The following is a 26,876-nucleotide window of genomic DNA, read 5'->3' on the forward strand; positions in this document are numbered from 1 at the left end:
CGTTTTTCGGCCGTCCGGCACCTGAATAATCCATCCAGCTGCATGGCCTCTCGCGAGGCCATCGTTCAAGCGACGTCAGAGTGCTCAGCGCAGCTCTGGCCAGGTGGTGAGGACGTCGAAGCCGTCGTCGGTGACCACCACCATGTGTTCCCACTGCGCCGACAGCGAGCTATCGCGGGTGACCACCGTCCACTGGTCGGCCAGGGTCTGGGTCTGGCGCTTGCCGGCGTTGAGCATCGGCTCGATGGTGAAGATCATGCCCGGCTTGAGCTTCATGCCCAAGCCGCGCTGGCCGAAGTGCAGGATTTGCGGATCGCCGTGATAGACCTGACCGATACCGTGGCCGCAATACTCGCGCACCACACTGAAACCGGCGCCCTCGCCCACGGACTGGATGGCGTGACCGATATCACCCAGCGTGGCTCCCGGGCGCACGCTCTTGATGCCGGCCCACATGGCGTCGAAGGTCACGTCCACGAGTCGGCGCGCCTCGTCGCTGACCTCGCCGACGTAGTACATGCGGCTGGTGTCGCCGAACCAGCCATCCTTGATCACGGCGGTGTCGATATTGACGATGTCGCCTTCCCTGAGCGTGCGGTTCGACGGAATGCCGTGGCAAACCACCTCGTTGACCGAGATGCAAATGGTCTTGGGAAAACCGTGGTAACCGACGTTGGCCGGAATCGCTTTCTGCACCTTGACGATGTAGTCGTTGCAGATGCGGTCCAGCTCATCGGTGGTGATGCCGGGCTGCACATGGGGCTTGATCATCGCCAGTACATCGGCGGCCAGCTCGGCGGCGACGCGTGCCTGGGCAATCTGCTCACGGGTATGAAGGGTCACGTTTCTCAATGCTGGGCTCCCATGCCGGTCGACAGCGACGTGCTGTCCAGCGCGCAAACCCGCTTGAGATCGAGGCCGCCCTGCTGCTCGGCCTGGATCAGCAGGCGGCAGATTTCATTGTGGTTCAGGTCGGGGTGCAGCTCGGCGAGCATGCCGATACGCATCCAGTGTTCGGCCTGCGCATTGATGGAACGGCTGAGCGCGTTGCTCGCGACGCGAAGACTCTCATGCATTGATTCTGAGATTTTTACGATACCCACGGAAAGTTCCTATATGAAACGCTGATGTTTCGTATATTAGCCGAAAACTTGCGCTAGGTAACATTTCCCGCTTGATCCGCTGTACGGCAGCGCGCTGGAAAAGCACAGTTTCACGCTTACGCTTTACAGGCAGGGCCGCCGGCCCCGCCGAACCCTGTGTCGTGTCAGTCAAGGAAGTCGCCGCGTGCCCTCCATCTACCAACTCAAACCCCGCTTCCAGGCGCTGTTGCGCCCGGGTGTCAGCCGCCTTCATCAGCGCGGCGTCACCGCCAACCAGGTGACCGTCGTCGCCGCCCTCGTCTCCGTCCTGCTCGGTCTGCTGCTGGCCTGGGGCAGTCAACACGCCTGGCTGTTCGCCCTGTTGCCACTGTGGATGCTGCTGCGCATGGCGCTCAATGCGGTGGACGGCATGCTCGCCCGCGAATTCGGCCAGCAGTCGCGGCTGGGCGCCTACCTCAACGAACTCTGCGACCTGATCGCCGATGCCGCGCTGTACCTGCCGTTCGCCCTGCTGCCCGGTGTCTCGCCGTTGCTGGTGGTACTGGTGGTGTTCGCCTCGCTCATCAGCGAATACGCCGGGGTCATGGGCCCGCTGGCCGGTGCCTCGCGGCGCTACGACGGGCCCATGGGCAAAAGCGACCGGGCCTTCGTCTTCGGTGCGCTGGGCCTGGCCGTGGCCTTCGCCATTCCCGCCGCCTGGGTCAACGGCGTGCTACTGGTGGTCCTGCTGCTTTCCCTCTATACCCTCTACAACCGGGTGCGCCGAGGTCTCGACGAAACCCGCTGATTCTCTCGCCGGATAAGGATCTGTCCCATGCGCCAGGCGCAATCACTGCACTTCACCACCCATGACGGCGTCGAGCTGTATTACCGCCACTGGCCGGCGCAACGCGAGCCGGGCCAGCCGAAACGCGCGCTGGTGATGTTCCACCGCGGCCACGAACACGGCGGGCGCATGGCGCATCTGGTGGATGAACTCAACCTGCCCGACCACGACTTCTTCGCCTGGGACGCGCGCGGCCACGGCCAGTCCCCCGGCACCCGAGGCGATAGCCCCGGCTTCGCCACCAGCGTGCGCGACGTGCAGACCTTCATCGAACACATCACTCGCCAGCACGACATCGCTGAGGAAGACATGGCCGTGCTGGCACAGAGCGTCGGCGCGGTGCTGATCGCCACCTGGGCCCACGACTATGCGCCGAAGGTGCGCTGCCTGGTGCTTGCCTCGCCGGCCTTCAGCATCAAGCTCTACGTGCCCTTCGCCCGCCCCGGCCTGAAACTGCTGCGGGCCTGGCGCGGCAATTTTTTCGTCAACAGCTACGTCAAGCCGGCGCTGCTCAGCCATGACCCCGAGCGGGTGATGTCCTACACCAGCGACCCGCTGATCACCCGGCCAATCTCGGTGAACATGCTGCTCGGGCTGTACGACGCCGCCGACCGCGTGGTGGCCGATGCCCAGGCGATCCAGATCCCGACCCAGGTGCTGATTTCCGGCGCCGACGTGGTGGTGCGGCGCAAACCGCAGGAACAGTTCTTCGACCGCCTCGGCACCCTGCACAAGGAAAAGCACATCCTTCCCGGCTTCTTCCACGACACCCTCGGCGAGCGTGATCGCGCCCATGCCCTGGCGCGGATCCGCCGTTTCGTCGGCCAGTGCTTCCAGCAGCCGGCCGAGCGTCCTTCGCTGCTCGATGCCGACCGCCAGGGCGCCAGTTGCGCCGAAGCGGAAAGCCTCGCCGCGCCGTTGCCGAAATACTCACCGCGCAACCTCTACTGGCAAGCCACCCGCGCCTCGCTGCGCCTGGGCAAGCAGTTGTCCGAAGGGGTCAAGCTCGGTTTCGACACCGGCTTCGACTCCGGCAGCACCCTGGACTACGTCTACCGCAACCAGCCCAACGGCAAGGGCAAGCTCGGCCAGCTGGTCGACCGCAACTACCTCGATGCCATTGGCTGGCGCGGCATCCGCCAGCGCAAGCTGCACGCCGAGGAACTGCTGCGCAACGCTATCGAACGCCTGCGCCAGCAGGGTCGTCCGGTGCATATCGTCGATATCGCCGCCGGCCATGGCCGCTACATCCTTGAGGCTCTGCAAGGACTGGAACAACGCCCCGACTCGATCCTGCTGCGCGACTACAGCGAACTCAACGTCACCCAGGGCAACGCCCTGATCAGCGAGAAAGGCCTGGGCGACATTGCCCGCTTCGTTCAGGGCGATGCCTTCGACCGCGCCTCCCTCGCCGCGCTTGACCCCAAACCCACGCTGGCGGTGGTCTCCGGGCTGTATGAACTGTTCCCCGACAACGACCTGGTGCGCACGTCGCTGGCCGGCCTTGCCGAGGCGATCGAAGACGGCGGCTACCTGGTCTACACCGGCCAGCCGTGGCACCCGCAACTGGAGATGATCGCCCGCGCACTGACCAGCCATCGCGGCGGCGAAGCCTGGGTCATGCGGCGGCGCAGCCAGGCGGAAATGGACCAGTTGGTGCAGGCGGCGGGCTTCCGCAAGCTGGAGCAGCGCATCGATGAATGGGGCATCTTCAGCGTCAGCCTCGCCCAACGGGTGCGCGAATGAGCGTACCCCGCGAGCCCGGCCTGATTCGCCGTGGCGTGCTCTGGCTGTTGTTGCTCGGCCCGCTGTTCTTCATCAGCTACGGCCTGAGCAACAGCTTCACCGCCCAGCGTACCGATGTCGGCAGCCTGGTGTTCGCCTGGGAGCGGCACGTGCCGCTGTGGTCGTGGACGATCATTCCGTACTGGTCCATCGACCTGCTCTACGGCCTGTCCTTCCTGGTGCCGCGCACCCGTGGCGAAATGGACCGCCACGCCCTGCGCCTGCTCAGCGCCCAGCTCATCTGCATCGTCTGCTTCCTGCTCTGGCCACTGCGCTTCACCTTCGAACGCCCCGAACTGGATGGCGTGTTCGGCTGGCTGTTCGATGTGCTGATGGGCTTCGACAAGCCTTACAACCAGGCGCCGTCGCTGCACATCGCGCTTCTGGTGGTGATCTGGGCGATGTTCGCCCGGCATACCCGCGGCGTGTTGCTGCGCGGGATGCTGCATGTGTGGATGGTGCTGATCGGCCTGTCGGTGCTGACCACCTGGCAACACCATTTCATCGACCTGCCCACCGGCGCGCTCGCCGGTTTCCTCTGCCTCTGGCTGTGGCCACGGGAAGGATCCTCACCCCTGCACCTCACCCGCCTGCCCGACACGCCGGAGCGCTACCGCCTGGCCTGGCGTTATGCGCTCGGTGCCGCGCTGCTGGCGGGCGCGGCATTCGTCCTCAAGGGCGGCTGGCTGTGGCTGCTGTGGCCCGGGCTGGCGGCGTTGATGGTGGCGCTGAACTACCTGCTGTTCGGCGCCGGCGGCTTTCAGAAACGCGCCGATGGCACTCAGCCGTGCGCCGTGCGCTGGCTACTGGCGCCGTACCTTGCGGTGGCCTGGATCAATTCGCGACTGTGGACCCGGCGTCACCCGCAAGCCGACGAAGTCTGCGCCGGGGTGTTCCTCGGACGCCTGCCGGCGCGGGGCGAAGCCACGGCATTCGCCGCAGTGGTCGACCTGTGCGCCGAGCTGCCGCTGAAAGTCCTCCCCGGTCAACACTACCGCAGCCTGCCGAGCCTGGACCTAGTGGTGCCGGAACAGGCGCTGTGCCGTGAAGCGGCGGCCGCCATCGAAACACTGCGCGGCCACGGTCCACTGCTGGTCTGCTGCGCCCTGGGCTACTCGCGCAGCGCCTGCGCCGTGGCGGCGTGGCTGCTGCTCAGCGGGCGCTGCGCCGATGTCACTACCGCCGAAACCCTGATTCGCCGCGCCCGCCCCGGCGTGGTCCTGCACCCGGCGCACCGGCGCCTGCTGGAAAGCCTGCAACCCGGAGCCTGGCCATGAGCGAAGATGCCCAGCTTGCCCTGGCCGCCCGCCTGCTCGCGCGCGGCCCACAGATCGAGCGTCTGTCCGACGGCATCAGCCTGCTGGCCCTAGCCTACGGGCTGGCGCCGCTGCTGATCGCCGCCAGCCACCCGCGACTGGCCAGCCTGCTCTGCGCCGTGCTGGTGGTGCTCGGTATCGCGCAGAAGTATTTCGCCCTGCGGGTCGCCCTCGATGCCGACCTGATCGCCAACCTTGCCAACGACGCCGGACGCCTGAGCAGCCGCACCCGGGCGCTGGACCAGGCCCTTCACGAACTCGGCCTGAAACCCGCCGCCGGCCGTGAGCGGGACTGGCCATCGCGCTGCCGCGGCGCTTTGCGCCTGCTGCGCGGCCAGGCATTGTGCCTGGGGTTGCAGGTTTTCCTCGCCGTGCTCACGCTGCTTTCCCTGCCCTGGCTTCCGGCCGCATAAGGACGTTTTCATGCTTGCTGCCTTCACCGCCTTCCTCATCACCTCCTTCGCCCGCCTGGTCACCGGCGCCCGCGCCCTGTGGCTGGGCTGCAGCCCGCTGCCGGTGCAGCGGCTGTATTTCGCCAACCACAGCAGCCACGGCGACTTCGTGCTGATCTGGGCCTCGCTGCCCGAGCCGCTGCGCCAGCGCACCCGTCCGGTGGCCGGCGCCGACTACTGGCTCAAGCCCGGCGTGCGCAATTTCTTGATCAGCAAGGTGTTCAACGGTGTGCTGCTGGACCGCCAGCGCAACGGACCCGACGCCGATCCGCTGCAACCGGTCAAGGACGCTCTGGCCCAGGGCGACTCGCTGATCTTCTTCCCGGAAGGCACCCGCAACCTCGGCGATGAGCCGCTGCTGCCGTTCAAAAGCGGCCTGTTTCATCTGGCTGCGGCGCAGCCGCAAGTCGAACTGGTGCCGGTGTGGATCGCCAACCTCAACCGCGTCATGCCCAAGGGCCGCACCCTGCCGTTGCCGCTGCTGTGCACCCTGAGCTTCGGCGAGCCGCTGCAACTGGCGCCGGACGAAAGCAAGCAGGCTTTTCTCGAACGCGCCAGCCACGCCCTGCTGGCCCTCGCGCCGAAGGAGGTCTGAAATGGAACACAACACTTGGCCCCTGTTCGCCGGCATCGGCGCCCTGCTCCTGCTCGCCAGCCTGATCGGCCGCCTGCTGAAGTGGCGCGCCGGCCCCGGCCCGCACGCGGTGATCGACAACCTCAACGCCCGCATTGACGCCTGGTGGGTGATGGTGCTGGTCATCGGCCTGGCCTTCATCTTCGGCAAGACCGGGGTGATCGTGCTGTTCTACCTGGTGTCCTTCTACGCCCTGCGCGAGTTCATCACCCTGACCCCGACCCGCCGCGGCGATTACCCGGCGCTGGTGCTGGCGTTCTACGTCGCCCTGCCCGGCCAGTACCTGCTGATCGGCTTCGACTGGTACGGGCTGTTCAGCATTTTCATCCCGGTGTATTTGTTCCTTCTGTTGCCGATCCTGGCCAGCCTCGGCGGCGACACCACGCGCTTCCTCGAACGCGCCTCGAAGGTCCAGTGGGGATTGATGATTGCGGTCTACTGCGTGTCCTCGGTGCCGGCGTTGATGACCCTCGACATCCCCGGCTACGAGGGCCGCAACCTGCTGCTGATCGCCTGGCTGATCCTGGTGGTGCAGATCAGCGACGTGCTGCAGTACGTCTGCGGCAAGCTGTTCGGCAAACGCAAGGTGGCGCCGCGACTGTCGCCGTCCAAGACCCTCGAAGGCCTGCTGGGCGGCGTGTTCCTGGCGACGCTGATTGGCGCAGCGCTGTACTGGATCACCCCGTTCAACATGTGGCAGGCGGCGCTGATGGCGCTGGTAGTCAACGTCATGGGCTTCTTCGGCGGGCTGGTGATGTCGGCGATCAAGCGCGACCGCGGGGTCAAGGACTGGGGACACATGATCGAGGGCCACGGCGGCATGCTCGACCGCATGGATTCGGTGTGCTTCGCAGCGCCGATCTTCTTTCATTTCGTGCGTTACTGGTGGGCCTAGGCCCGTTCAGGGCAACTGCCGTTCGGCGACTTCCCGTGCACCGCACGGGAAGCAACTGGCAAGCTGAATCAAATGATTGGCAGCGGCAGGCAAGCAACACCTGCGGCAATGGCGTCCAATGGGCAGCCCGCATTTCCAGACGAAGGATGTGCCAGGCCCAATCGACGAGAGCCATGACCCTGCTGCAGGTGCCAATGGCCGGTATCGCCTGCGTGCCAACATCCCGATAATCGACGCGCCCCGCCAAAGAGGGCGTCTGCCACCAGGAGAACCGTCATGGGCACACTTGCTCTGGCTGCCAAGATCACCCACGTTCCCTCGATGTACCTGTCCGAACTGCCGGGCCCGCGCCAGGGCTATCGCCAGGCCGCCATCGATGGCCACAAAGAAATTTCCCGCCGCTGCCGCGAACTCGGCGTCGACACCCTGGTGGTCTTCGACACGCACTGGCTGGTCAACGCCAACTACCACATCAACTGCGCGCCACACTTCAAGGGCACCTATACCAGCAACGAACTGCCGCACTTCATTGCCAACATGGACTACGAAGTACCGGGCAACGACGTGCTGGGCCGCCTGCTGGCCGAGGAATGCAACCGCCAGGGCGTCGAGACCATGGCCCACGACGCCACCAGCCTCGGCCCGGAATACGGCACCCTGGTGCCGATGCGCTACATGAACGCCGACCAGCACTTCAAGGTGGTCTCGGTCTCGGCGCTGTGCACCTCCCACTACCTGAACGACAGCGCGCGCCTGGGCTGGGCGATGCGCAAGGCCGTGGAAGACCACTACGACGGCACCGTGGCGTTCCTCGCCAGCGGGTCGCTGTCGCACCGTTTCGCCCAGAACGGCCAGGCGCCGGAATTCGCCGACAAGGTCTGGAGCCCGTTCCTGGAAACCCTCGACCACCGTGTCGTGCAGATGTGGGAAAACGGCGAGTGGGACGCCTTCTGCACCATGCTCCCGGAATACGCGGTGAAGGGTCACGGCGAAGGCTTCATGCACGACACTGCGATGCTGCTGGGTGCGCTGGGCTGGTCGAAGTACGACGGCAAGGCCGACGTGGTCACCCCGTATTTCGGCTCGTCCGCCACCGGTCAGATCAACGCGATCTTCCCGGTCACCCCGCAGGACGGCTCTGCCGTTCCGGCAGCGCAGGCCTCCTCCAGCCAACTGGCCGCTGTCGGCCGCCTGTAACACCGCCAGCGCGACAGTCCGCTACGCCGGGCTGTCGCGAACGTCACGCCCTCCCTCCCGCCCTTATCGCCCTCCCCGCAAAAAACTGGCAGCCCCGATCAAAACCGACAGCAGGCTGAATCAAGAACCTATCGTTCGTTAGGCATTTAATGCAAAGTGTAACTGGCGCTCCAGACGCCCCTTGCTGCCTCAGCCAACTCCAACTATTCAGGCCGCCCCCATGATCAACATCGAAACGCCCACCTATTACACCGCGACCAAGAAGTACAACCTCAGCTTCCCGATCCTGGAAAACGATATCGAAGCCGATGTCGTGGTGATCGGCGGCGGTTTCTCGGGTATCAACACCGCCCTGGAGCTGGCCGAGAAAGGCATCACCAACACCGTGGTGCTGGAGGGACGTTACCTGGGCTTCGGCGGCACCGGGCGCAATGGCGGGCAGATCATGGCGGGCATCGGCCACGACCTAGAGAAAATCAGGAGCAGCGTCGGCGACAAGGGCCTGCAGGAAATCTTCGAGATCAGCGAACTGGGCGCCGGCATCATCAAGGACCGGATCGCCAAGTACGACATCGATGCCGACTTCTGCCACGGCTACGGTTACATGGGCTTCAACGCGCGCCAGGAAAAGACCCTGCGTACCTGGGAAAAAGAATTCAAGAAGGTCAACAGCAAGGACGAAATCCGCTTCCTCGGTGGCTCCGAGGTCAAGCAGATCATCGGCTCCGACGCCTACGGCAGCGCCCTGCTGCACATGGGCGGCGGCCATGTGCACTCGCTGAACCTGCTGCTCGGTGAAGCCAAGGCCCTGGTCGGTCACGGCGCGCGCATCTTCGAGCACAGCGCTGCGCTGGAAGTCACCTACGGCGAGAAAATCACCGTGCGCACCGGCCGTGGTTCGGTCAAGGCCAGCAAGTTGCTGTGGGCCTGCGACAGCTTCCTCAACAAGCTGGAACCGGAGCTGCACAGCCGCACCATCAACACCTACGCCTTCCAGTTGATGACTGAGCCGCTGTCGGACGAGATGATCCAGCGCATCAGCCCGATCCGCGGCGCCTACAGCGATATCCGACCGGTGATCGACTACTACCGGGTCACCAACGAAAACCGCCTGCTGTTCGGCGCAGCCACGCCCTTCATCGAGCACATCCCCAACGACCTGAAAGCCTGGAACCGCGCGTTGATGTTGAAGATCTTCCCGTACCTGAAGGACGTGAAGATCGACCTCGCCTGGGGCGGCCCGATGGCCACCAGCGCCAACCTGTTCCCGCAGATCGGCACGCTCAGCGGACGGCCGAATGCGTTCTATGTGCAGGGCTATTCCGGGTTTGGCGTAACCCCGAGCCACATCATCTGCAAGATCCTTGCGGAGGGCATGGCGGAAGGCTCGAGCCGTTATGACCTGATCAGTTCGGTGAAGCATGCGCGGATCATCGGCAAGGACAATTTCCGGCCGCTGATTCTCAGTGCGGGGAAGACGGTGCATCAGGTGTCGGGGTTCTTCAACGGGCGGCGTTGAAGGCTTCGCTGCAATCAACCGCGCACCAGATCATGAATATGACTAAAGATGCGGTGAAACCAATTCAATTCCATTCATCCAGGGGCTCAGGATAGAATTATTCTCAATTGGAAAGAACATAGATACCGCTGAGTGAAAGTCTGAATACAGTCAGGCTTTCACTCAGCAATAAGGACATCCGCCCCCGATGAACAACGAGTTTACTTTTACCGTCAACAGTATTTGTTTCGACGAAAACTATCGCCCCGCCGAAAACACCCGCACCACCACCAACTTTGCCAACCTCGCCAAAGGTCAGAATCGCCAGGAAAACTTGCGCAATGCACTGACCATGATCGACAACCGCTTCAATGCGCTGGCGCACTGGGATAACCCTAAAGGTGATCGCTACACGGTCGAACTCGAAATCATTTCCGTCGAGATGAATGTTGGCGTTGAAAGCAGCGGCAGCTCCCTGCCCCTGATCGAAATTCTGAAGACAACCATCGTTGACCTGAAAACCAACGAGCGCATCGAGGGCATTGTCGGGAATAACTTCTCCTCTTACGTGCGGGACTATGACTTCAGCGTGTTGCTGCTGGAGCACAACAAAGATCAGCAGGGTTTCAGCACCCCCGAAAATTTTGGCGATCTTCATGGAAAGCTGTTCAAGCACTTCGTGAATTCGAGCGCTTTCAAGGAGCATTTCACCAAGCCGCCGGTCATTTGCCTGAGCGTTTCGAGCAGCAAAATCTACCACCGAACTGAAAACCAGCATCCGGTATTGGGTATCGAATACCTGCAGGATGAATACTCATTGACCGATGAGTACTTCAATAAAATGGGTCTGAAAGTTCGGTACTTCATGCCGCCAAACAGCGTTGCGCCGCTGGCTTTCTACTTTGCGGGCGACTTGCTGGGTGATTATTCCAATCTGGAGCTGATCAGTACCATCAGCACCATGGATACCTTCCAGAAGATTTACCGGCCCGAAATCTACAATGCGAATTCTGCTGCCGGCAAATCCTATCAGCCCAGCTTGCAGCATCAGGATTACTCATTGACCCGTATTGTTTACGACCGGGAAGAACGTAGCCGCCTGGCTATCGAGCAAGGAAAGTTTGCCGAGGAGCATTTCATCAAACCGCACCACGCTGCCCTTGAGCAATTTTCCGCTAATTACGCTCTTTGACCTTTCGACTACACAAGGCTATCCACCGTGAAAAAACTGCTTCCCACTTCAACTGCTGGCAGCTTGCCAAAACCTTCCTGGCTGGCCCAACCGGAGACGCTTTGGTCACCGTGGAAACTGCAAGGTGAAGAACTGATCGAGGGCAAACAGGATGCCCTGCGCCTGTCGTTGCAAGAACAACAACAGGCCGGCATTGATATCGTCAGCGACGGCGAGCAAACGCGCCAACACTTCGTCACGACCTTTATCGAGCACCTCGAAGGGGTTGATTTCGAGAAGCGCGAGACGGTCAGAATCCGTGACCGCTATGACGCGAGCGTACCGACGGTAGTTGGCGCGGTTGCCCGGAAAAAGCCGGTGTTTGTCGAAGACGCCAAATTCCTCCGTCAGCAAACCGGGCAACCCATCAAGTGGGCGTTGCCAGGTCCGATGACCATGATCGATACGCTTTACGACAACCACTATAAAAGCCGCGAAAAACTGGCCTGGGAATTCGCCAAGATCCTCAATCAGGAAGCCAGGGAACTGGAAGCGGCCGGCGTCGACATCATCCAGTTCGACGAGCCTGCCTTTAATGTCTTCTTTGATGAAGTGAATGAATGGGGCGTCGCGACCCTGGAAAGGGCAATTGAAGGCCTGAAGTGCGAGACCGCCGTGCATATTTGCTATGGCTACGGCATCAAAGCCAATACCGACTGGAAAAAAACCCTGGGCTCGGAGTGGCGGCAATACGAAGAAGCCTTCCCCAAGCTGCAGAAATCCAGCATCGATATCGTCTCGCTGGAATGTCACAACTCCCATGTGCCCATGGACCTGATTGAACTCATTCGCGGCAAGAAAGTGATGGTCGGGGCTATCGATGTGGCCAACCACACCATCGAAACCCCGGAGGAAGTGGCCAATACCCTGCGCAAGGCCCTTCAGTTCGTCGATGCCGACAAGCTCTATCCGTGCACCAACTGCGGCATGGCGCCCCTGCCCCGCCCTGTTGCGCGAGGCAAGCTGAATGCGTTGAGCGCCGGCGCGGAAATCGTCCGAAGAGAACTCGCCAACCAGCGATGAGTTGAAGATCGGTAAAGCTTGTTTCGGTCACGTGATGGCCGCCATTTGCTAGCCGGCGGATCTGCAGCGCCCTCAAGATCGAGCGCCGCCCGCGCGTCGCATCGCCGGCAAGCCGGCTCCCACAGTGTGTTGCACTGCATCTACGAGCCCTCTCCAGCCATGCATCGTTGTGGGAGCTGGCTTGCCAGCGATGCGACGCGCGGGCGGCGCTCGATTTCAGGAGCGCTGGAAAACTTCCGACATGCGCCTTCCAGCCACCCCAAAACCAAAAGATGTGCATATCCCCATCCTGAAATCACCTCGAATAAAAATCCGCCCTCAACTCAACATCGCCTGAATCTGCTGCGTCGCCTGCCGCGTGCTGTCCGCCAGCTTTTTCACTTCCTCGGCCACCACCGAGAACCCCCGCCCAACCTCCCCCGCCCGCGCCGCCTCGATCGCGGCGTTCAGCGCCAGCAGGTTGGTCTGCTCGGCAATGCTCTTGATCACGCCAACCACCGTGGCGATCTGCGCGTAGGTGGTCTGGTTCTGCGACAGCATCTGTTCATGGCTGGCCTGGGCGCTGCGTTCATCGCTGATGTCACGCACCGCGCCGATCACCCGCAACAGCAGGCCACGCTCGTCACGCACCGCGCAGCCGCGCTCGCGGCACCAGATATAGCCACGCGACTTGTGGCGCATGCGGTACTCGAAGACGTACTCGCCACTGGCGCCAGGCTTGAGGATTTCGCGGTCGAACACCGCCATGATCAGCGGCAGGTCGTCCGGGTGGGTGATGCTGACCTGGGCGTTCCAGCCGTCGGGCAACTCGCTGGGGCTATAGCCCATCAGCGCCCGGAACTGGTTGGAAATGCGCATGTTGCTGTCGGGGTGCTGTACGTCGCCCTGGACCACGCTGATGTCCCAGGTGCCTTCGGTGAGAGTGGATTGCAGTTGCGCCCAGATCGCCGCCTGCTGCTGATGCGCCTGCAGTTGCTGCGCCTGTTCGCGCAGTGCGTCTTCCAGGTGCTGGCAGCGCTGCTGCAGTTGCCGCGCTTCGTCCCGCGCGGCCTCGTCCTGGCGGTGGGCGTGTTCGAGCTGGTCGGTCAGTTCGCTGCAACGGGCGCGGGTTTCGTCCAGCAAACGCTGGTCCTGCTGGCGTTCACCGGCCAGCTCGCGCAAGGCCAGGAGCAGCGTCGGGTGGCGCTCCAGTTGCGCGCTGCGCGGCCCGTCCCAGCGCTGACCCTGGCTGATCTGCGTCAGTCCTTGTTCCAGCTCCCGCACCCAATGATCGTTCCTGAAAAACATCAGCGCACACCGTTCGGCAGTGAAACCCCGAGTTGACCGGATTGGCGCAGTGGCGTCTTGCACGGGGGTGCCGAGTGCTTGACCGTCCCTGCCAAGGAACAAGAGGAGTGATGGTCCTGCCAGGTGTTGCATAAAGCTACAAAGATGAGCGGTATCGCGAGCCGGAAAGCGAGTATCAAGGCTTTTCATACAGAGCCTAAGTAATGGGTTCATGGCCTGCGAGATAAGTAGACGTCCATGCCACACAGTTGGCAGGCAAACACATGCAATCGACAGCCTCAGGCAAGACGCCCCCTGCGCAACCGGGTAGAGTCGGGCGCGGCGTTCGCTGGCGGCGGGCTGCCTTGTCCTTTTCCATGCACTGGCGTCCTCGATCGTGAAAGCTGCGCAACCTTCCGGGCCAAACCGCTGGCCTAATGTCCTGCGGGCGTTGCATCACCGCAATTTCCGTCTGTATTTCATCGGCCACGCTGTCTCCACTCTCGGCACCTGGGTGCAAACGGTGGCGCTGTCGTGGCTGGTCTATCGGCTGACCGACTCGGCCGCGCTGCTCGGTATCACCACCTGCGCGACCTTGCTGCCGCAACTGTTCGTCGGGCCGATCGCCGGGGCCTGGATCGATCGCCACGACAAGCGCCGCCTGCTGATGTTTATCGAAAGCCTGCTCGCGGTGCAGGCGCTGGGGCTGGCGCTGCTGACCTGGCTGGAGCTGATCACGCCGACGCTGATCGTGGTCCTCGCCGCGACCCTCGGCGTCCTCAACGCCGTGGACACCCCGCTGCGCCAGTCGCTGCTCAGCCGCCTGGTGGACGACCGCGACGATCTGCCCAACGCCCTGGCCCTCAACGCGATGCTGTTCACTTGCTCGCGCTTCGTCGGCCCGCCCCTGGCCGGCCTGTTGCTGGCGCTCACCGGCGAGGCGCTGTGCTTTGCGCTGAACGCGTTGTCTTACGCCGGCTTGATCTTCGGCCTGCTGGCGATCCGCCTGGCGCCCGGCGAAAAAGCCAGCGGCAGCATGCGCAACATGTTCCGTGAAGGCCTCGACTACACCCTGCGCTCGCCCTCGCTGCGCGCGCTGATCATCGGCGTGCTGATGGTCAACCTCACCGCCTCCACCTACGCCGTGCTGCTGCCGGTGTTCGCCCGCGACATCTTCGCTGGTGACGCCCGCACCCTCGGCTGGCTGTGGGGCGCCGCCGGGCTCGGCTCGCTGCTCTCCACGGTGCTGCTGGCCGGGCGGCAGAGCGCGGCGAAACTGCGCGGGCTGATCCTGTTTTCGGCCATCGCCAGCGCCATCGGTCTGTTGCTGTTCGCCAGCAGCCGCAGCCTGCCGCTGTCGTTGCTGGCGATGATGATCCTGGGCTTCGGCGTGACCATCAACAACGTCGGCACCAACATCCTTTTGCAAAGCCAGGCGCCGGAAGCCCTGCGCGGCCGGGTGATATCGATCTACACCTCGACCCGTTTCGGTTTCGATGCCATCGGCGGCCTGCTCGCCGGGCTGCTCGCCGCCCATATCGGCGGCCCCTGGGCCATGCACATCGCCGCCGCGCTGCTATCGGTCTACTGTCTCTGGCAACTGCTTCTGCTGCGCCGGAAACGCCCTGAACATCCCATCGAGGAAACCGCCCAATGAATCCTTTGCTGCGTCAGCAACAGACCATCACCCTGCGCCTGGCCATGCAGGCCCTGGACGCCGCGGTCAGCTTCGCCGAACAGGCTGGCGTGCGCGTCAGCGTGGCGATCCTCGACGCCAGTGGCCAGCCGATCAACAGCGCGCACATGGACGGCGCGCCACGCCCTTGCCAGGCCATCGCGCTGAACAAGGCGCTGACCGCCGCAGGCTTCGGCGTCTCCACCCAGGCCTGGGAAGAACGCTTGCAGAAATGCTCGGCGGCGGTGCGCGAGGGACTGCCGCTGCAGCCAAACCTGGCCTTGTTTGGCGGTGGCGAACCCTTCCTGCTGGACGCTCAGGTGATCGGTGCAATCGGCGTGTCCGGCGCCTCGGAAGCCCTGGACGCCGGCTGCGCCCAGGCCGCCGTGGAGAAGATTCGCGAACTGCTGGACAACGCCCGCTGAGAGGGATGCCACGATGAACGCTGCCCGCGAACTTGGTGACTACTGCCTGCACGCCTTCAGCCAGCAGGTGCCTGCCAGCCTTGCCGCCTTTTACCGGGTCGACGAGCAGTTGCAGGCCTGCGACTTCCAGTTGCTGGGCATGCAGGCGCCCATGCACCACCACTACCTGGAGCATTACCGCCATCTCGACCCGCTGAATCCGGATAACTGCCAGGCCATCGGTCTGCCGGTGGTATCGCTGCGCCAGGGCCTGGCGCACCACGATGCCGCGCGCGGCCGCGAGTACCTGGGGTTCCTGCGTCAGCACCGGGTGGTGGATGTAGTGGAAATCGTCGCCTGTGTCGACGAGCGTCCGGTGGCCGGGCTGTCGCTGCTGCGCGAAGGTGCTCTCGGCCCGTTCGAACCGAGCGAACTGGAGCGCCTGTTACCGCTGCACGGACTGATGCAAATGGCTGCGCGGCAGTTGCCGAAAGCCACCCCGGACCGCCTCGCCGGATTGACCCCGCGTGAACGGGAAATCGCTCTGTTGTTGCAGAACGGCGCCTGCAACAAGACCTTGGCCCGGCAACTGGAGCTGGGTTTGCCGACGGTGAAGACTCACTTGATCAACCTGTTTCGCAAGGTCGGGGTCAAGAACCGGACGGAGTTGATCGGGGCGTTGTTTCTGTAGCTGGCGCAGGTGTGCCGGCAGACCTGCCCTGCATCATCCTCACCAACGCCGCGTACTCTGCACGACTGACCGGGGCGATGCCGCTGGCATCCTGCGAGGCCAGAAATTCCGCCAGGCCGTCCTGGTTCTCCAGCATCGCCGCACGAATGCGCGCCTTGTACTCACCGCACAGGCTGCCACTGAAGACGTAAGGGTCGTAATAGATACGCTCCGAACGCCAGAGCACATTGAAAGTGTCGCGCTCGATACGCCCGCTGTTGAGGTACGCATCAGCGCGCACGCTGGCGACGAACGCGGCATCCACCCGATTTTCCAGCAGTGCATCCAGTGATTTGTCATGGGAGCCGGTAAACACCACCGAGCCGAAGAACTCTGCCAGCGGCTGGCCCACCTGGGCGGAGAACTCGACGTTGGGCACCACGCTGCCAGAAGTACTCGCCGGATCGCTCAACGCGCCGCGCTTGCCGCGCAACGACGCGACGTCATCTGCCGTGCCGCGACGCGCCAGCAACAGGGCCTGGTAGTGATGCCCGGCCGGGGTGAAATAGCCATTGTTGATGGTCAGGCTGGCGAACGGCTCAATGCGCGGGTCACGCTGCTGCGCCAGCACATAAGCGGCCGGTCCCAGCCAGGCGATGTCGACGCCGCCCGAGACCACGGCGTCGACCACACTCTCATAGGACGACGCCGGCACGATCGCCGCCGGGACGCCCACCGCGGCACTCAGCCGCTCCAGCAGCGGCTGATAATCCTTGATCAGCACCTCCATGCTCTTCTTCGGAATCACCGCGATACGCAGGCTCGGCTGCAAGCACTTGGCCTGCGCGGTGGTCGTCAGCAATGCGCTCAACAGCAGGCAGGACAAGGTGTTCAGTGCTCGCATGCAGTCTCCGTCGCATCAATGAAAGGTGGGTATTGGTCGAGCTGCGCCGCTGTCAGCGGCCGGCTGAAATGATACCCCTGGGCAAAATCACAACCCGCCAGGCGCAGGTAGACCACCTGCTCACGGGTTTCCACGCCCTCGGCGACCACCTCCAGCCCCAGGCGCTTGGCCAGGATGATGGTGGACAGCACGATGGGGCTGTCGTCGTGGCTGTTGGAGAGCTGGGCGATCAGGGCGCGGTCGATTTTCAGGCGATTGATCGGCAGTGCTTGAAGATGGGAAAAGCCCGAATAACCCTGGCCGAAATCATCGAGGCTGATGCTCAGCCCGGCATCGCGCAACACCTGCAGGTGCTTGATCGCCTGGCCCTCGTCATCGAGCACGGTGGTTTCGGTGATCTCCAGCTCCAGCCGCGCCGGTTCGACGCCATGATGGCGCAGCACCTCCAGCAATTGCGCGCTGAAATCCGGCTGGCGCAGTTGCAACGGCGAGACGTTCACCGCCAGGCCGGTCTGAATGCCCCGCGCCTGCCAGCGCACCAGTTCTTCACAGGCCAGGCGCACCACCTCCCAACCCAGCGCGACAATGAAACCGCTGCGCTCGGCGAGGGAAATGAAACGGTCCGGGTAAAGCAAGCCGAAATCGGGATGCTGCCAGCGCACCAACGCTTCATAACCCACCACACGCAGGGAGTCGAAACGCACCTGCGGCTGGAAATGCAGGACAAACTGCCGCTCCTTCAAGGCCGGGCCGAACGCCTGCTCGAGGGCGAACTCGGCGACGTTGACCACGTTCAGCGATGGGTCGAAGAAGCGGTACTGCCCGCGCCCCGCCTGCTTGGCCGAATACATCGCGGCATCGGCATGGCGGATCAGTTCGTCCACCGCCTGGCCGTCACGCGGGCAGATGCTCACGCCGATGCTCGGGCTGCTGTTCAGTTCATGGGCGTCCAGCGAGTAAGTCGCCGACAGTTTGTTCAGCAGCATGCGCACCCAGGCGTCGATCTGCTCTTCACTGCGTGAGCCTGCCAGCAGCACGACAAACTCGTCGCCGCCAAAGCGCGCCGCCTCGTCACCCGGCTCCAGCGCCCGGCTGATCCGCCCCGCCACCGCCTGCAACAGCAGGTCGCCGACCTTGTGCCCGAGGGAGTCGTTGATCGACTTGAAGCGGTCCATGTCGATAAACAGGATCGCCAGCAAGCGCCGTTTGCTGCGCTGCTCGGCCAGCGTGCGCGCCGCCGTCTCCATGAACTGCCGTCGATTGTGCAAACCGCTGAGGTGATCGGTGGCGGCCGCGTGGCTGCTGCGCCGGTGCTCTTCCTCCAGTCGCTGGATCAATTGCTGGTTGATCTTCTGCGCCTGCTCCAGGGCGCTGAAGGCTTCCTGGCGCTTGCCCAATGCCCGCCAGCTCCACAGCACCCCGGCGAGGATCAGCAAGGTCATGCTCAGGTTCAGCCAGAGCTGGTGGGCGTAGACCAAGCGCGACGGCGCGAGAATCTCTTCCTCCTGCTGGCTCACCACGACCGTGAAGCCGCGTTGCGCCACATGGCGAAACAGACTCTGGTAATAGCCCTCGACACTGAACTGGTTGATCCGCCCCGACTCTTCGTCACCCTCCGGCAGCTCGGGTTTCAGCGGCTCGCCGGCCACCACCACGCCGCTGTTGCCGATGCGCAGCCGCTCCTGGCCGGCGCGGTCGAGCAGGCGCATCAGGCCGCTGTTGCCCAGGTCAATGTGCTGGAACAGCACGGCCAGGTAACCGATGTCCAACTGCACCAGCAGGATGTTGCCGGTGCCGCCGCCAGCCGTGTCCGCCAGCGGCAGCAGGAACGGCAGGCGCCAATTCAGCTCGGCGGCCTGTCGGTCGAGGGCATCGAGGGGTGGCAGAAACGGCCTGACGCTGTAGCGATCGCCGTGCTCTTGCAACTGCGCCAGCCATTGCGCGGGTAATTGTCGCGGCTCATCGGCATGGCTGGCATAGAGCACGCGCCCGTCTGCGCGGTACAGGCTCATGCGCTTGAGCACTGGGTCCTCGGCGAGCATCCGCGCCAGGCTCCAGCGCCCTTGCGCCGGGTCACCCATGTCGGCCTGCAGGGCACGGCCGATGGTCTGGGCGCGGTCGACCAACTGGCTGAGGTTCTCGGCCGCCATCGTCGCCAGATTGAGGTGCTCGGACGCCTTGGCGGCCAGCGCCTCTTGCGCCGACGCCGCCTTCTGCTGGAAATACAGCACCCAGAGAAACGACAGGATGGCCACGGAGGACGACAGCAGCAGGAACTGGAGAAAACCCAGAGAGGACACGGACCGGCGGATCACCACATTTCATTCCTGCCGTTGAGTGATGGCACATTACTACCAGCGCGTGACAATCCCGTGACTGACACACCGCGACACCTCAACCATCCGGTTGATACCGCATCACACGCCCACGCGGCACCATCACGGCTCCAACAACAACGACGAGCCACCTCCCATGACCACCCATACCGACTGGATCACCGTAGGCGCCCTGGCTGAGGGCTTCGCCCCGGAAGCCTTCATCCTGCCGCAACTGGCCGAGCTGGCCGGTCAGCGCATGACCCTGAACTTCGCCAACGGCTGGTCGATCGAGCACCGCTTCGACGCCGACCAACTGCACTGGCACGCCGCCGATGGTCACTCGACCGGCAGCGCGCCGTACCGCGCCACCTCGGTGCGCCCGGGCATCGTCCTGGTCGACTTCCTCAAGACCGAGCACGGCCAGACCTGGTCGATCACCCTGGTGCTGGACACCCTGAGCCAGTCCTTCACCGCAGTCATCGGCAATATGCCCAGCGCCGAAGAAACCCGCGAAGGCATGTACTCGCGTGCCCTGTCCGGCAAGAACCTGACCGCCGTCGAGGCGCAGTTCCTCCACGGCACCCTTGATCGCCCTTGGCAGGACGGCGCCTGCCCGCACGCGCCGACCAGCGAACTGGTAGGTATCCGCAACCGCTACCGCTACAGCCCGACCGAGGAATACGAGCACATCTACCTCAACGAGCACTACTACACCTGGCAGTGCCTCAAGGGTGTCGAGCAAGGTCTGTGCGACACCGACCGCTGCCACTACTACAAGATCACCGATGAACTGTACCTGTTCGTCTGGCGCGAGAAGATCATCCCGACCCTCGGCCTGGTGATGATCGACCTGCGCGAACACCGCAGCGACGGCAAGATCTTCGGCTACGCCGAAGGCAGCTTCGACGCCTTCAGTAACTTCCCGGTGGCGTCCTACTGCAACCTGATCAACACCACGGACCACGGCCATGACTAAGACCGTGCTGATTACCGGTGCCGGCACCGGAATCGGCGAGGCCTGTGTCCAGCGCATGGCGGCACTGGGGCATAACCTGGTGCTGGTGGGCCGCCGCCGCGAGGCGCTGGAGCGGGTGGCCGCCGGCCACGACGCCCTGGTGCTGGCCGGTGATGCCGCCGAGAGCGCGGTGTGGACCGGCTTCATCGAACAGATCCGCGCCCGCTTCGGCGGCCTCGATGCACTGATCTGCTGCGCTGGCGGTCATGGTTTGGGCAACGCGCTGGAGACCAGCGACGCCGCCTGGGAAGCAGCGATGCGCGGCAACCTGCACAGCGCCTTCCACAGTGCCCGCGCCTGTTTGCCGCTGCTGATCGAACGGCGCGGCAGCATCGTCCTGCTCGGCTCCATCGCCTCGCTGGCGGCGGGCCCGCAGGTGTGCGGCTACACCACCGCCAAGCACGCGTTGGTGGGGCTGAACCGCTCACTGGCGCGAGACTTCGGGCCGCAGGGCGTGCGGGTCAATTGCGTGTGTCCGGGCTGGGTGCGCACGCCAATGGCCGACGAAGAAATGCAGCCGCTGATGGAGCACTACGGCGAAGACCTGGATGCGGCGTATCGCCGGGTCACCGCCGATGTACCGCTGCGCCGCCCCGCCAGTGCCGACGAGATTGCCGCGCTGTGCCAGTTCCTGGTCAGCGACGACGCCTCGATCATCACCGGCGCGGTGATCGCCGCCGATGGCGGGTCGACCGTGGTCGATGTGCCGACCCTGGCCTATACACGACTGGAGAATCCGTGATGAATGCCACCTTCGATTACCGCGGGCAGCAGGTGTTGGTCACCGGCGGTGCCCAGGGGATTGGCCGGGCGATTGTCGAGGGCTTCGCCCGCGGCGGTGCCGAAGTGCTGATCGCCGACCTCGACCTGGCCGGCGCCCAGACGCTGGCCGACAGCCTGCGCGCCGAGGGCCTTCTGGCCCAGGCGGCGGGGATCGACCTGGCCGACCGCGAGGCGATCTTCACCTTGCTCGACGGCCTGGAGCGCCTCGATGTGCTGGTGCACAACGCCGCGTATTTTCCCCTCACCCCCTTCGAGCAGATCAGCGAAGCGATGCTGCGGCGCACCCTGGATGTGAACCTGTCGGCGCTGTTCTGGCTGACCCAGGCAGCGCTGCCGCTGTTCCGCCGCCAGGGTCGCGGCAACGTGCTGGTGACCTCTTCAGTGACTGGGCCACGGGTGGCCTATCCGGGGCTCAGCCACTACGCCGCGTCCAAGGCCGGGGTCAACGGGTTCATCCGCAACGCCGCGCTGGAGCTGGCGCCGCTGGGCGTGCGGGTCAATGGCGTGGAACCAGGGATGATCCGCACGCCGGCCATGGACAACCTCGGTGACGCCGACCTCAGTGCGCAGATTGCCAGCGGCGTACCGTTGGGGCGGCTGGGCGAGCCGGCGGATATCGCTGCGGCCATGTTGTTCCTCGCCTCGGACAATGCCGGCTATGTCACCGGGCAGACCCTGATCGTCGATGGCGGCGCAACGCTGCCTGAGTCGTAAGTCTGTGGGAGCGAGCGTGCTCGCTCCCACAATCAACAACTGGCGACCCCAATCAACTCCGCTGGCAGCCACGAACAAGACGTACCCCCACCGACAGCGCCCTAATACCTGCGTCACGGAGCATTCGTCGACGGGGCCGGGCCAGGGCGCGGCCACCTGCCAATAACAACTGGGGAATCACAATGGACAAACAGCATCGCCTGATGCCGATCGCGCGGGCCGTCGGCCTGAGCCTGGTCACGCTCGCCGCCGCGCAACCGGCACTGGCCTACGAACTCTACGCGGACGACGACACCCACCTGAACGCCGACATGCTCGCCGTGTTCGGCATGTTCAACAGCCGCAAGAACTACGACGGCACACCCGGCGGCTCGACCTGGCGCGAAGGCTTCATCAAGTACGGCGTCAGCGGTGACCAGGGCCTGGGCGGCAATGGCACGTTGTACGGCACCTTCAATCTGGTCAGCTCGGCGACCTGGGGCGACGGCGACGCCGCCGGCAACACCGACGGTTCCGAGCGCACCACCAAGATCGAAGACGCCTTCCTCGGCTGGCGCTCCGGCGATCTGTTCCCGGCCCTGGGCAAAGACGGCGTGGACTTCTCCGCTGGTCGCCAGGTGGTCAAGATCGGCAGCGGCTTCCTGATCAACGATGACGGCCCGAACCTCGGCAAAGGCCCGGCCGACGGCGACCTCAACCGTGGCGGCGCCTATTACCTGGCCGCCCGCCACGCCTTCGACCGTACTGCGGTATTGAAACTGGGCGGCCAGGACGGCCTGCACGGCAGCGTGCTCTGGCTCAAATCCGACAACCGCGCCCAGGCCGAAACCGAACTGGCTGCCGGTACCCTGGACTACACCACCGACGCCGGCACCCTCGGTCTGACCTGGGTCCACGGCCTGGACGTCACCGACCAGTGGGCCAGCGACTTCCAGAAAGAGCGCGAGAACATGGACGTCTACAGCGTCCGCGGTGAAGGCAGCGCCGGCATCGAAAACGCCAGCTTCGCCTTCGAATACGCCTGGCAGGACAAAGACGCCGGGCCGGAAAAAGCCTGGTACGGCGAAGCCGGCTACACCTTCGCCGACGTCGCCTGGGCACCGAAACTGACCTACCGCTACACCCGTTATTCCCAGGGCTGGGATTCGCTGTTCACCGGTCTGAGCACGGGTTACGGCACCTGGTTCCAGGGCGAAGTGGCGGCCAACTACTCCGGGCCGTTCAACAGCAACACTGGCATCCACCATGTCGGCCTGAAAGCCACGCCGCTGGAGAACCTCACCGTTGGCGCGCTGTACTTCGACTTCCACACCCAGCGCACCCGCGACACCCTCAACCTCGATGCCCGCGAGCTGGATTTCTATGCCGAATGGGCGGTCAACGAGCACCTGATCATCAGCCCGGTGATCGGCCTGTACCAGCCGAAGAAGGATGAAACCAACGGCGGCAATCAGGTGGGCGGCAATGGCACCAACGTGTACAGCCAGTTGACGGTGGCGGTGCCGTTCTAACACCGGTCCGATGCGGGGGAGCTGGCTTGCCAGCTCCCAAAGCGTCAGTCAGCCCGGCTGGGCAGCCGCCGCATCAACAGCCCCACCAGCAACACATTCACCCCCGCCAATCCGGCCATCACCCCGAGCACAGCGCCCGGCCCGGCGCTCTGCAACAGCCAGCCGCCGACCAACGGGGTCGCCGCTTGCCCGACCAGCGACGGCAACGACATCTTCCCCATCAGCAGCACATAGTTGCTAGGCGACATCAGCACCAGCGGCAACAGCCCGCGCACAATGGCCCGCAGCCCGTTGCCGAAGCCATACAACACCAGCCCGAGCAAGGTCGCCGCCGGCACCAGCGTCACCAGCAACAAGCCGCTTGCCACCAGCACCACTGAAATCAACGTGGTCCACAGCGGATGGCGCTTGCGGGCGAAGATCTGCACGATCCGCGAACCCACCTGACAAGGCCCCAGCACCGCCGCGAAGCCGATGGCCGCCACCAGGCTGTGGCCCTGCCCTTGCAGAATCGACACCAGATGCACCGCCACCGCAGTCATCAATACCGCGCCAATGGCGAAGATCGTGGTCAGCAGCCAGTAGACCTGCGGGTCGACCCGGTCCTCGGCGGCCTGTTGCGCCTTGCTGGCGATCTTGATGCCGACGCCCGCCGGCAGCGCCCGCCAATACAGAGGCGCGACGCTGAGCAGCAACACCACGGCGTAGGCGACGCAGGTCATGCGCCAGCCCAGATGCTCGATCAGCAGCGCCACCAACGGCCAGGTCAGGGTCGAGGCGAAGCCCGAAATCAGGGTAATGCCGGTAATCGCCCCGGCCGCCTTTTCGCCGTACAGCGCACCGAGGCTGGCAAACAGCGCTTCATACAATCCCAGCGCCATGCCCACGCCGATCACGCCCCACGCCAGCAGAAACCAGCCCAGCGACGGCGCTGCCGCCATCAGCAGCAAGCCCACAGCGACCACCGCGCCGCTGCTGGCCAGTACCGGCCGGCCACCGAAACGGGCGATCAGCCGGCTGGTCAAGGGTGCCAGCAACGCCGACACCAGCAGGCTCAAGGACAGCGCACCATACACCCACTGCAGGGCCCAGCCGGTGTCGCGAACGATCGGCGCAGCCATCACCGCCAGCAAGAAGAACGAACCGCCCCAGACCAGAATCTGCAGCAGGCCAAGCAGGAAAATACCGGACAGGCCGGGTGAATCAGCGGGGTCTTTCACAAGGACTTCCGGGGGACAACGGGATAAACGGAATCAGGCATCGAAGGCGCCGGCCAGCCACTGGGCGAGCAGTTCGCTGGTGCGCTCGGGATGCTCCAGCGGCGGCAGGTGACCGCACTCGCCGATCACTTCCAGGTGCGCGCCGCGGATGCCTTCGTGCATCAGCCGGGCCTCGGCCAGCGGCGTGATTTCATCCTGCTCGCCGAACAACACCAGGGTCGGCACACCGATGCTTGCCAGCAACGGTCGATAGTCGGCGCGGTCGATGATTGCCTGCTGCTGGCGGATAAAGCCTTCGCGGCCGATATCGTCAGCCATTTCCATCACCACCTGCGGCACGCGGGTGTCGAGCGCACGGGCGTGCATCAGGCGCGGCAGCAGTTGCGGCGTCACCCCCTTGAACTTGCCCAGCCCGGCCAGCTCCAGCAGACCGCGGCGCACGCGGGCACGTTGCGGGTCGTCGGGGCGGGCCATGGTGTCGAGCAAGGCCAGACGCTCAACCCGCTCCGGCGCGCGGCGCAGGATCTCGAACGCGACATAACCTCCCATCGACAACGCCGCCAGGGCGAAACGCGGCGGCGCCTGCTCCAGCACCCGCTCGGCCATGGCGACGATGGACGTGTCCTGGCTGAGGTCGGGGATCAGCACCTGGCGAGAAGGTTCGAACGTGGCCTGGGCGTGAGCCCAGAGGCGGTGGTCGTTGAGCAGACCGGGAAGCATGACGAGCGGAAGGTTGTTGCGGGACAAGCGGAAACTCCTGGGGGATGCCGGGCGGGAAGGCTTGGAATAGAGACGGTGGCGGGCAGTTTATACAGAATGTGACTATGGGTGTTGGGTTGATGCTTGGGGCCTCATCGCTACGCACACTGTGGGAGCTGGCTTGCCAGCGATGAGGCCCCACGCAGCAAAGAAGCCTCAAGCCCTCAACGCCCCTCATAAACACATTCGATACCTTCTTAAGCATTTCCCAGAGGCGCCCCCAAAGCCTCCGGCCTTACAGTCAAGCCTCGCCGCATTGCGGCCAGGTGACCCTGCACCGGCCATCAGCATTTTCGAAGGCTGGCGCGCTGTTCACCCCTACAAAAACAAAAGGTGAATCCGAATGCTCAATGAATCTGTCGACGTCAAGGCGTGGATCGACAACCGCCCCGTGGCGGGCTACCAATGGCTGATCCTCGGCCTGTGTTTTCTGATCGTGCTGTTCGATGGTTTCGATGTCGCGGTCATGGGCTTTATCGCACCGTCGCTGATGCAGGAGTGGGGCCTGTCCCGCGCCGCCTTCGGCCCGGTGATGAGCGCCGGGATGGTCGGCCTGGCCATCGGCGCGCTGACCGCCGGCCCCTACGCCGACCGCCTCGGCCGCAAGAAGGTGCTGCTGATCGCGGTCACCGGTTTCGCCGTACTCAGCCTCGGCTGCGCCTTCGCCCGCAATCCCTGGGAACTGGCCGGCCTGCGCCTGCTGATCGGCATCGCCCTCGGCGCAGCGCTGCCAAACTGCACCACCCTGCTCAGCGAATACCTGCCCGAGCGCAACCGCTCGCTGCTGATTACCCTGATGTTCACCGGCTTCAACCTCGGATCCGGCGGCGGCGGTTTTCTAGCGGCCTGGCTGATCCCCACCTACGGCTGGCAAGCCGTGCTGCTGGCCGGCGGAATTCTGCCGCTGCTCCTGCTGCCGTTCCTGTGGACGCTGCTGCCGGAATCGGCGCACTTCCTCGCCGTGCGCAAGGCTCCGGCCGAGCAGATCGCCAAGGCCCTCGGCAAGCTCGGTGGACGCTTCAACGCCGACACCCGCTTCCACGTTGCCGAGCCGCCGCTGCAAAGCAAGGCGCCGGTCAGCCAGTTGTTCCTGCCGCGCTATCGTCTTGGCACGCTCGCCCTGTGGCTGACCTATTTCATGGGCCTGCTGGTGATCTACCTGACCATGGGCTGGCTGCCGACCCTGCTGCGTGACAGCGGCCTGAGCATCGAACGTGCCGCGACCATCACCGGCCTGTTCCAGATCGGCGGCACCGTCGGCGCGCTGGTAGTGGGCTGGATCATGGACCGCCGCAACCCCAACGGCGTGATCGCCACCGCCTATGTGCTCGGCGGCCTGTGCATCCTGTTGCTCGGCGCCTTCAGCCTGGAATCCAGCCTGCTGGCCGTGGGCGTGCTCGCCGCCGGCTTCTGCATGAGCGGCGCGCAGACCGGCCTCAACGCCTTTGCCCCCGGCTACTACCCCACCGAGTTCCGCGCCACCGGCGTAAGCTGGATGCTCGGTATCGGTCGTTTCGGGGCGATCTTCGGTTCGCTGATCGGCGGCGCGGTGCTCAGCATGGGCCTGGGCCTGCCGCTGCTGTTCACCCTGCTGGGCACGCCGGCATTCATCGCCGCCGCCGCCATTCTCACCAACGGCCATGCGCGACGCCGCGCGAGCCAGGCGCTGCTGGCGCA

General features: G+C 64.4%; 24 protein-coding genes and 2 pseudogenes. 18 read left to right on the top strand and 8 right to left on the bottom strand.

The window, feature by feature from the left end:
• Nucleotides 1-84 precede the first annotated feature (84 nt).
• Together map and DM374_RS18615 are read right to left on the bottom strand one after the other, a co-directional pair.
• A complete protein-coding gene (gene map / locus DM374_RS18610) occupies nt 85-852 on the bottom strand; it encodes a type I methionyl aminopeptidase (protein ID WP_110971208.1) in 768 nt (255 codons plus the stop codon).
• Nucleotides 849-1,103, bottom strand: coding sequence for a ParD-like family protein (locus DM374_RS18615; protein ID WP_110971209.1), 255 nt, complete (start codon nt 1,101-1,103; stop codon nt 849-851). The genes map and DM374_RS18615 overlap by 4 nt, the downstream gene beginning before the upstream one ends.
• A 184-nt stretch (nt 1,104-1,287) precedes the next feature.
• Between DM374_RS18615 and DM374_RS18620 the strand changes: the two genes are divergently transcribed.
• From DM374_RS18620 to DM374_RS18665, 10 genes are all read left to right on the top strand, one after another.
• Nucleotides 1,288-1,890, top strand: a complete 603-nt coding sequence (locus tag DM374_RS18620) for a CDP-alcohol phosphatidyltransferase family protein (protein ID WP_110971210.1) — start codon at nt 1,288-1,290, stop codon at nt 1,888-1,890.
• 27 nt (nt 1,891-1,917) lie between these two features.
• Nucleotides 1,918-3,675, top strand: a complete 1,758-nt coding sequence (locus tag DM374_RS18625) for a bifunctional alpha/beta hydrolase/class I SAM-dependent methyltransferase (RefSeq protein WP_110971211.1) — start codon at nt 1,918-1,920, stop codon at nt 3,673-3,675.
• Nucleotides 3,672-4,991: a phosphatase PAP2/dual specificity phosphatase family protein gene (locus tag DM374_RS18630; protein WP_110971212.1), complete on the top strand. Its 1,320-nt coding sequence runs from the start codon at nt 3,672-3,674 to the stop codon at nt 4,989-4,991. The genes DM374_RS18625 and DM374_RS18630 overlap by 4 nt, the downstream gene beginning before the upstream one ends.
• A complete protein-coding gene (locus tag DM374_RS18635; RefSeq protein ID WP_110971213.1) occupies nt 4,988-5,443 on the top strand; it encodes a hypothetical protein in 456 nt (151 codons plus the stop codon). The genes DM374_RS18630 and DM374_RS18635 overlap by 4 nt, the downstream gene beginning before the upstream one ends.
• Nucleotides 5,444-5,453: 10 nt before the next feature.
• A complete protein-coding gene (locus tag DM374_RS18640; RefSeq protein ID WP_110971214.1) occupies nt 5,454-6,077 on the top strand; it encodes a lysophospholipid acyltransferase family protein in 624 nt (207 codons plus the stop codon).
• A 1-nt stretch (nt 6,078) separates the two neighbouring features.
• On the top strand, nt 6,079-7,011 hold the full coding sequence (locus DM374_RS18645) for a phosphatidate cytidylyltransferase (RefSeq protein WP_110971215.1): 933 nt from the start codon (nt 6,079-6,081) through the stop codon (nt 7,009-7,011).
• A gap of 276 nt (nt 7,012-7,287) precedes the next feature.
• Entirely contained in the window at nt 7,288-8,208 is a 921-nt protein-coding gene (hpaD, locus tag DM374_RS18650; protein WP_110971216.1) for a 3,4-dihydroxyphenylacetate 2,3-dioxygenase, read from the top strand.
• A 220-nt stretch (nt 8,209-8,428) separates the two neighbouring features.
• Entirely contained in the window at nt 8,429-9,727 is a 1,299-nt protein-coding gene (locus DM374_RS18655; RefSeq protein WP_110971217.1) for an NAD(P)/FAD-dependent oxidoreductase, read from the top strand.
• Nucleotides 9,728-9,914: 187 nt separating this feature from the next.
• Nucleotides 9,915-10,898 (top strand): DUF1852 domain-containing protein, encoded by a 984-nt coding sequence (locus DM374_RS18660; RefSeq protein ID WP_110971218.1) that lies wholly within the window; start codon nt 9,915-9,917, stop codon nt 10,896-10,898.
• Between the two features lie 27 nt (nt 10,899-10,925).
• Nucleotides 10,926-11,960, top strand: a complete 1,035-nt coding sequence (locus tag DM374_RS18665; protein ID WP_110971219.1) for a methionine synthase — start codon at nt 10,926-10,928, stop codon at nt 11,958-11,960.
• A gap of 324 nt (nt 11,961-12,284) precedes the next feature.
• On the opposite strand, the pseudogene DM374_RS34370 reads toward DM374_RS18665, so the two are convergent.
• Together DM374_RS34370 and DM374_RS34155 are read right to left on the bottom strand one after the other, a co-directional pair.
• Nucleotides 12,285-12,452, bottom strand: a pseudogene (locus DM374_RS34370) (methyl-accepting chemotaxis protein); the annotation flags it as partial.
• Nucleotides 12,453-12,608: 156 nt separating this feature from the next.
• Nucleotides 12,609-13,460 (bottom strand): annotated as a pseudogene (locus DM374_RS34155) (PAS domain-containing protein); the annotation flags it as partial.
• A gap of 163 nt (nt 13,461-13,623) precedes the next feature.
• Here DM374_RS34155 and DM374_RS18675 point away from each other — a divergent pair.
• From DM374_RS18675 to DM374_RS18685, 3 genes are read left to right on the top strand one after another with little or no spacing between them, the layout of a single operon-like run.
• Entirely contained in the window at nt 13,624-14,883 is a 1,260-nt protein-coding gene (locus DM374_RS18675) for an MFS transporter (protein ID WP_110971221.1), read from the top strand.
• Complete coding sequence (locus DM374_RS18680) at nt 14,880-15,326, top strand: GlcG/HbpS family heme-binding protein (RefSeq protein WP_110971222.1); 447 nt, start codon at nt 14,880-14,882, stop codon at nt 15,324-15,326. Before DM374_RS18675 ends, DM374_RS18680 begins: the two co-directional genes overlap by 4 nt.
• Before the next feature lie 13 nt (nt 15,327-15,339).
• Complete coding sequence (locus DM374_RS18685; RefSeq protein ID WP_110971223.1) at nt 15,340-15,996, top strand: helix-turn-helix transcriptional regulator; 657 nt, start codon at nt 15,340-15,342, stop codon at nt 15,994-15,996.
• Here DM374_RS18685 and DM374_RS18690 read toward each other — a convergent pair.
• On the bottom strand, nt 15,956-16,879 hold the full coding sequence (locus DM374_RS18690; protein WP_110971224.1) for a phosphate/phosphite/phosphonate ABC transporter substrate-binding protein: 924 nt from the start codon (nt 16,877-16,879) through the stop codon (nt 15,956-15,958). The genes DM374_RS18685 and DM374_RS18690 overlap by 41 nt on opposite strands.
• Nucleotides 16,867-19,194 (bottom strand): putative bifunctional diguanylate cyclase/phosphodiesterase, encoded by a 2,328-nt coding sequence (locus DM374_RS18695; protein ID WP_110971231.1) that lies wholly within the window; start codon nt 19,192-19,194, stop codon nt 16,867-16,869. Before DM374_RS18695 ends, DM374_RS18690 begins: the two co-directional genes overlap by 13 nt.
• A gap of 157 nt (nt 19,195-19,351) precedes the next feature.
• Here DM374_RS18695 and DM374_RS18700 point away from each other — a divergent pair, with 157 nt between their 5' ends.
• The 4 genes from DM374_RS18700 (at nt 19,352) to DM374_RS18715 (ending at nt 23,220) form a co-directional block, all read left to right on the top strand.
• The gene (locus DM374_RS18700) at nt 19,352-20,173 is read left to right on the top strand and encodes a molybdenum cofactor biosynthesis F family protein (protein WP_110971225.1); all 822 of its coding nucleotides are present in this window, start codon (nt 19,352-19,354) and stop codon (nt 20,171-20,173) included.
• The gene (locus DM374_RS18705) at nt 20,166-20,954 is read left to right on the top strand and encodes an SDR family NAD(P)-dependent oxidoreductase (protein WP_110971226.1); all 789 of its coding nucleotides are present in this window, start codon (nt 20,166-20,168) and stop codon (nt 20,952-20,954) included. Before DM374_RS18700 ends, DM374_RS18705 begins: the two co-directional genes overlap by 8 nt.
• On the top strand, nt 20,954-21,709 hold the full coding sequence (locus tag DM374_RS18710) for an SDR family oxidoreductase (RefSeq protein ID WP_110971227.1): 756 nt from the start codon (nt 20,954-20,956) through the stop codon (nt 21,707-21,709). Before DM374_RS18705 ends, DM374_RS18710 begins: the two co-directional genes overlap by 1 nt.
• Nucleotides 21,710-21,912: 203 nt before the next feature.
• Nucleotides 21,913-23,220, top strand: coding sequence for an alginate export family protein (locus DM374_RS18715; RefSeq protein WP_404821338.1), 1,308 nt, complete (start codon nt 21,913-21,915; stop codon nt 23,218-23,220).
• Nucleotides 23,221-23,264: 44 nt separating this feature from the next.
• On the opposite strand, the gene DM374_RS18720 is transcribed toward DM374_RS18715, so the two are convergent.
• Nucleotides 23,265-24,389 carry an MFS transporter gene (locus DM374_RS18720; protein WP_110971232.1) on the bottom strand — a complete coding sequence of 375 codons (1,125 nt, stop codon included), beginning with the start codon at nt 24,387-24,389 and terminating at the stop codon, nt 23,265-23,267.
• Nucleotides 24,390-24,473: 84 nt separating this feature from the next.
• Entirely contained in the window at nt 24,474-25,187 is a 714-nt protein-coding gene (locus tag DM374_RS18725) for an alpha/beta fold hydrolase (protein WP_225422534.1), read from the bottom strand.
• Between the two features lie 355 nt (nt 25,188-25,542).
• Here DM374_RS18725 and DM374_RS18730 point away from each other — a divergent pair.
• Nucleotides 25,543-26,876 (top strand): MFS transporter (locus DM374_RS18730; RefSeq protein ID WP_110971229.1); only part of this gene is annotated, 1,334 nt, incomplete at its 3' end.

The sequence above is a fragment of the Pseudomonas huaxiensis genome (genome assembly GCF_003231275.1).
Lineage (GTDB): Bacteria > Pseudomonadota > Gammaproteobacteria > Pseudomonadales > Pseudomonadaceae > Aquipseudomonas > Aquipseudomonas huaxiensis.

What these genes read in the sequence shown, in the direction of transcription:
- DM374_RS18625 (WP_110971211.1), top strand. Translation starts at nt 1,918, where the DNA reads ATGCGCCAGGCGCAATCACTGCACTTCACCACCCATGACGGCGTCGAG.
- DM374_RS18630 (WP_110971212.1), top strand. Translation starts at nt 3,672, where the DNA reads ATGAGCGTACCCCGCGAGCCCGGCCTGATTCGCCGTGGCGTGCTCTGG.
- DM374_RS18635 (WP_110971213.1), top strand. Translation starts at nt 4,988, where the DNA reads ATGAGCGAAGATGCCCAGCTTGCCCTGGCCGCCCGCCTGCTCGCGCGC.
- DM374_RS18640 (WP_110971214.1), top strand. Translation starts at nt 5,454, where the DNA reads ATGCTTGCTGCCTTCACCGCCTTCCTCATCACCTCCTTCGCCCGCCTG.
- DM374_RS18645 (WP_110971215.1), top strand. Translation starts at nt 6,079, where the DNA reads ATGGAACACAACACTTGGCCCCTGTTCGCCGGCATCGGCGCCCTGCTC.
- hpaD (WP_110971216.1), top strand. Translation starts at nt 7,288, where the DNA reads ATGGGCACACTTGCTCTGGCTGCCAAGATCACCCACGTTCCCTCGATG.
- DM374_RS18655 (WP_110971217.1), top strand. Translation starts at nt 8,429, where the DNA reads ATGATCAACATCGAAACGCCCACCTATTACACCGCGACCAAGAAGTAC.
- DM374_RS18660 (WP_110971218.1), top strand. Translation starts at nt 9,915, where the DNA reads ATGAACAACGAGTTTACTTTTACCGTCAACAGTATTTGTTTCGACGAA.
- DM374_RS18680 (WP_110971222.1), top strand. Translation starts at nt 14,880, where the DNA reads ATGAATCCTTTGCTGCGTCAGCAACAGACCATCACCCTGCGCCTGGCC.
- DM374_RS18685 (WP_110971223.1), top strand. Translation starts at nt 15,340, where the DNA reads ATGAACGCTGCCCGCGAACTTGGTGACTACTGCCTGCACGCCTTCAGC.
- DM374_RS18690 (WP_110971224.1), bottom strand. Translation starts at nt 16,879, where the DNA reads ATGCGAGCACTGAACACCTTGTCCTGCCTGCTGTTGAGCGCATTGCTG.
- DM374_RS18700 (WP_110971225.1), top strand. Translation starts at nt 19,352, where the DNA reads ATGACCACCCATACCGACTGGATCACCGTAGGCGCCCTGGCTGAGGGC.
- DM374_RS18705 (WP_110971226.1), top strand. Translation starts at nt 20,166, where the DNA reads ATGACTAAGACCGTGCTGATTACCGGTGCCGGCACCGGAATCGGCGAG.
- DM374_RS18710 (WP_110971227.1), top strand. Translation starts at nt 20,954, where the DNA reads ATGAATGCCACCTTCGATTACCGCGGGCAGCAGGTGTTGGTCACCGGC.
- DM374_RS18715 (WP_404821338.1), top strand. Translation starts at nt 21,913, where the DNA reads ATGCCGATCGCGCGGGCCGTCGGCCTGAGCCTGGTCACGCTCGCCGCC.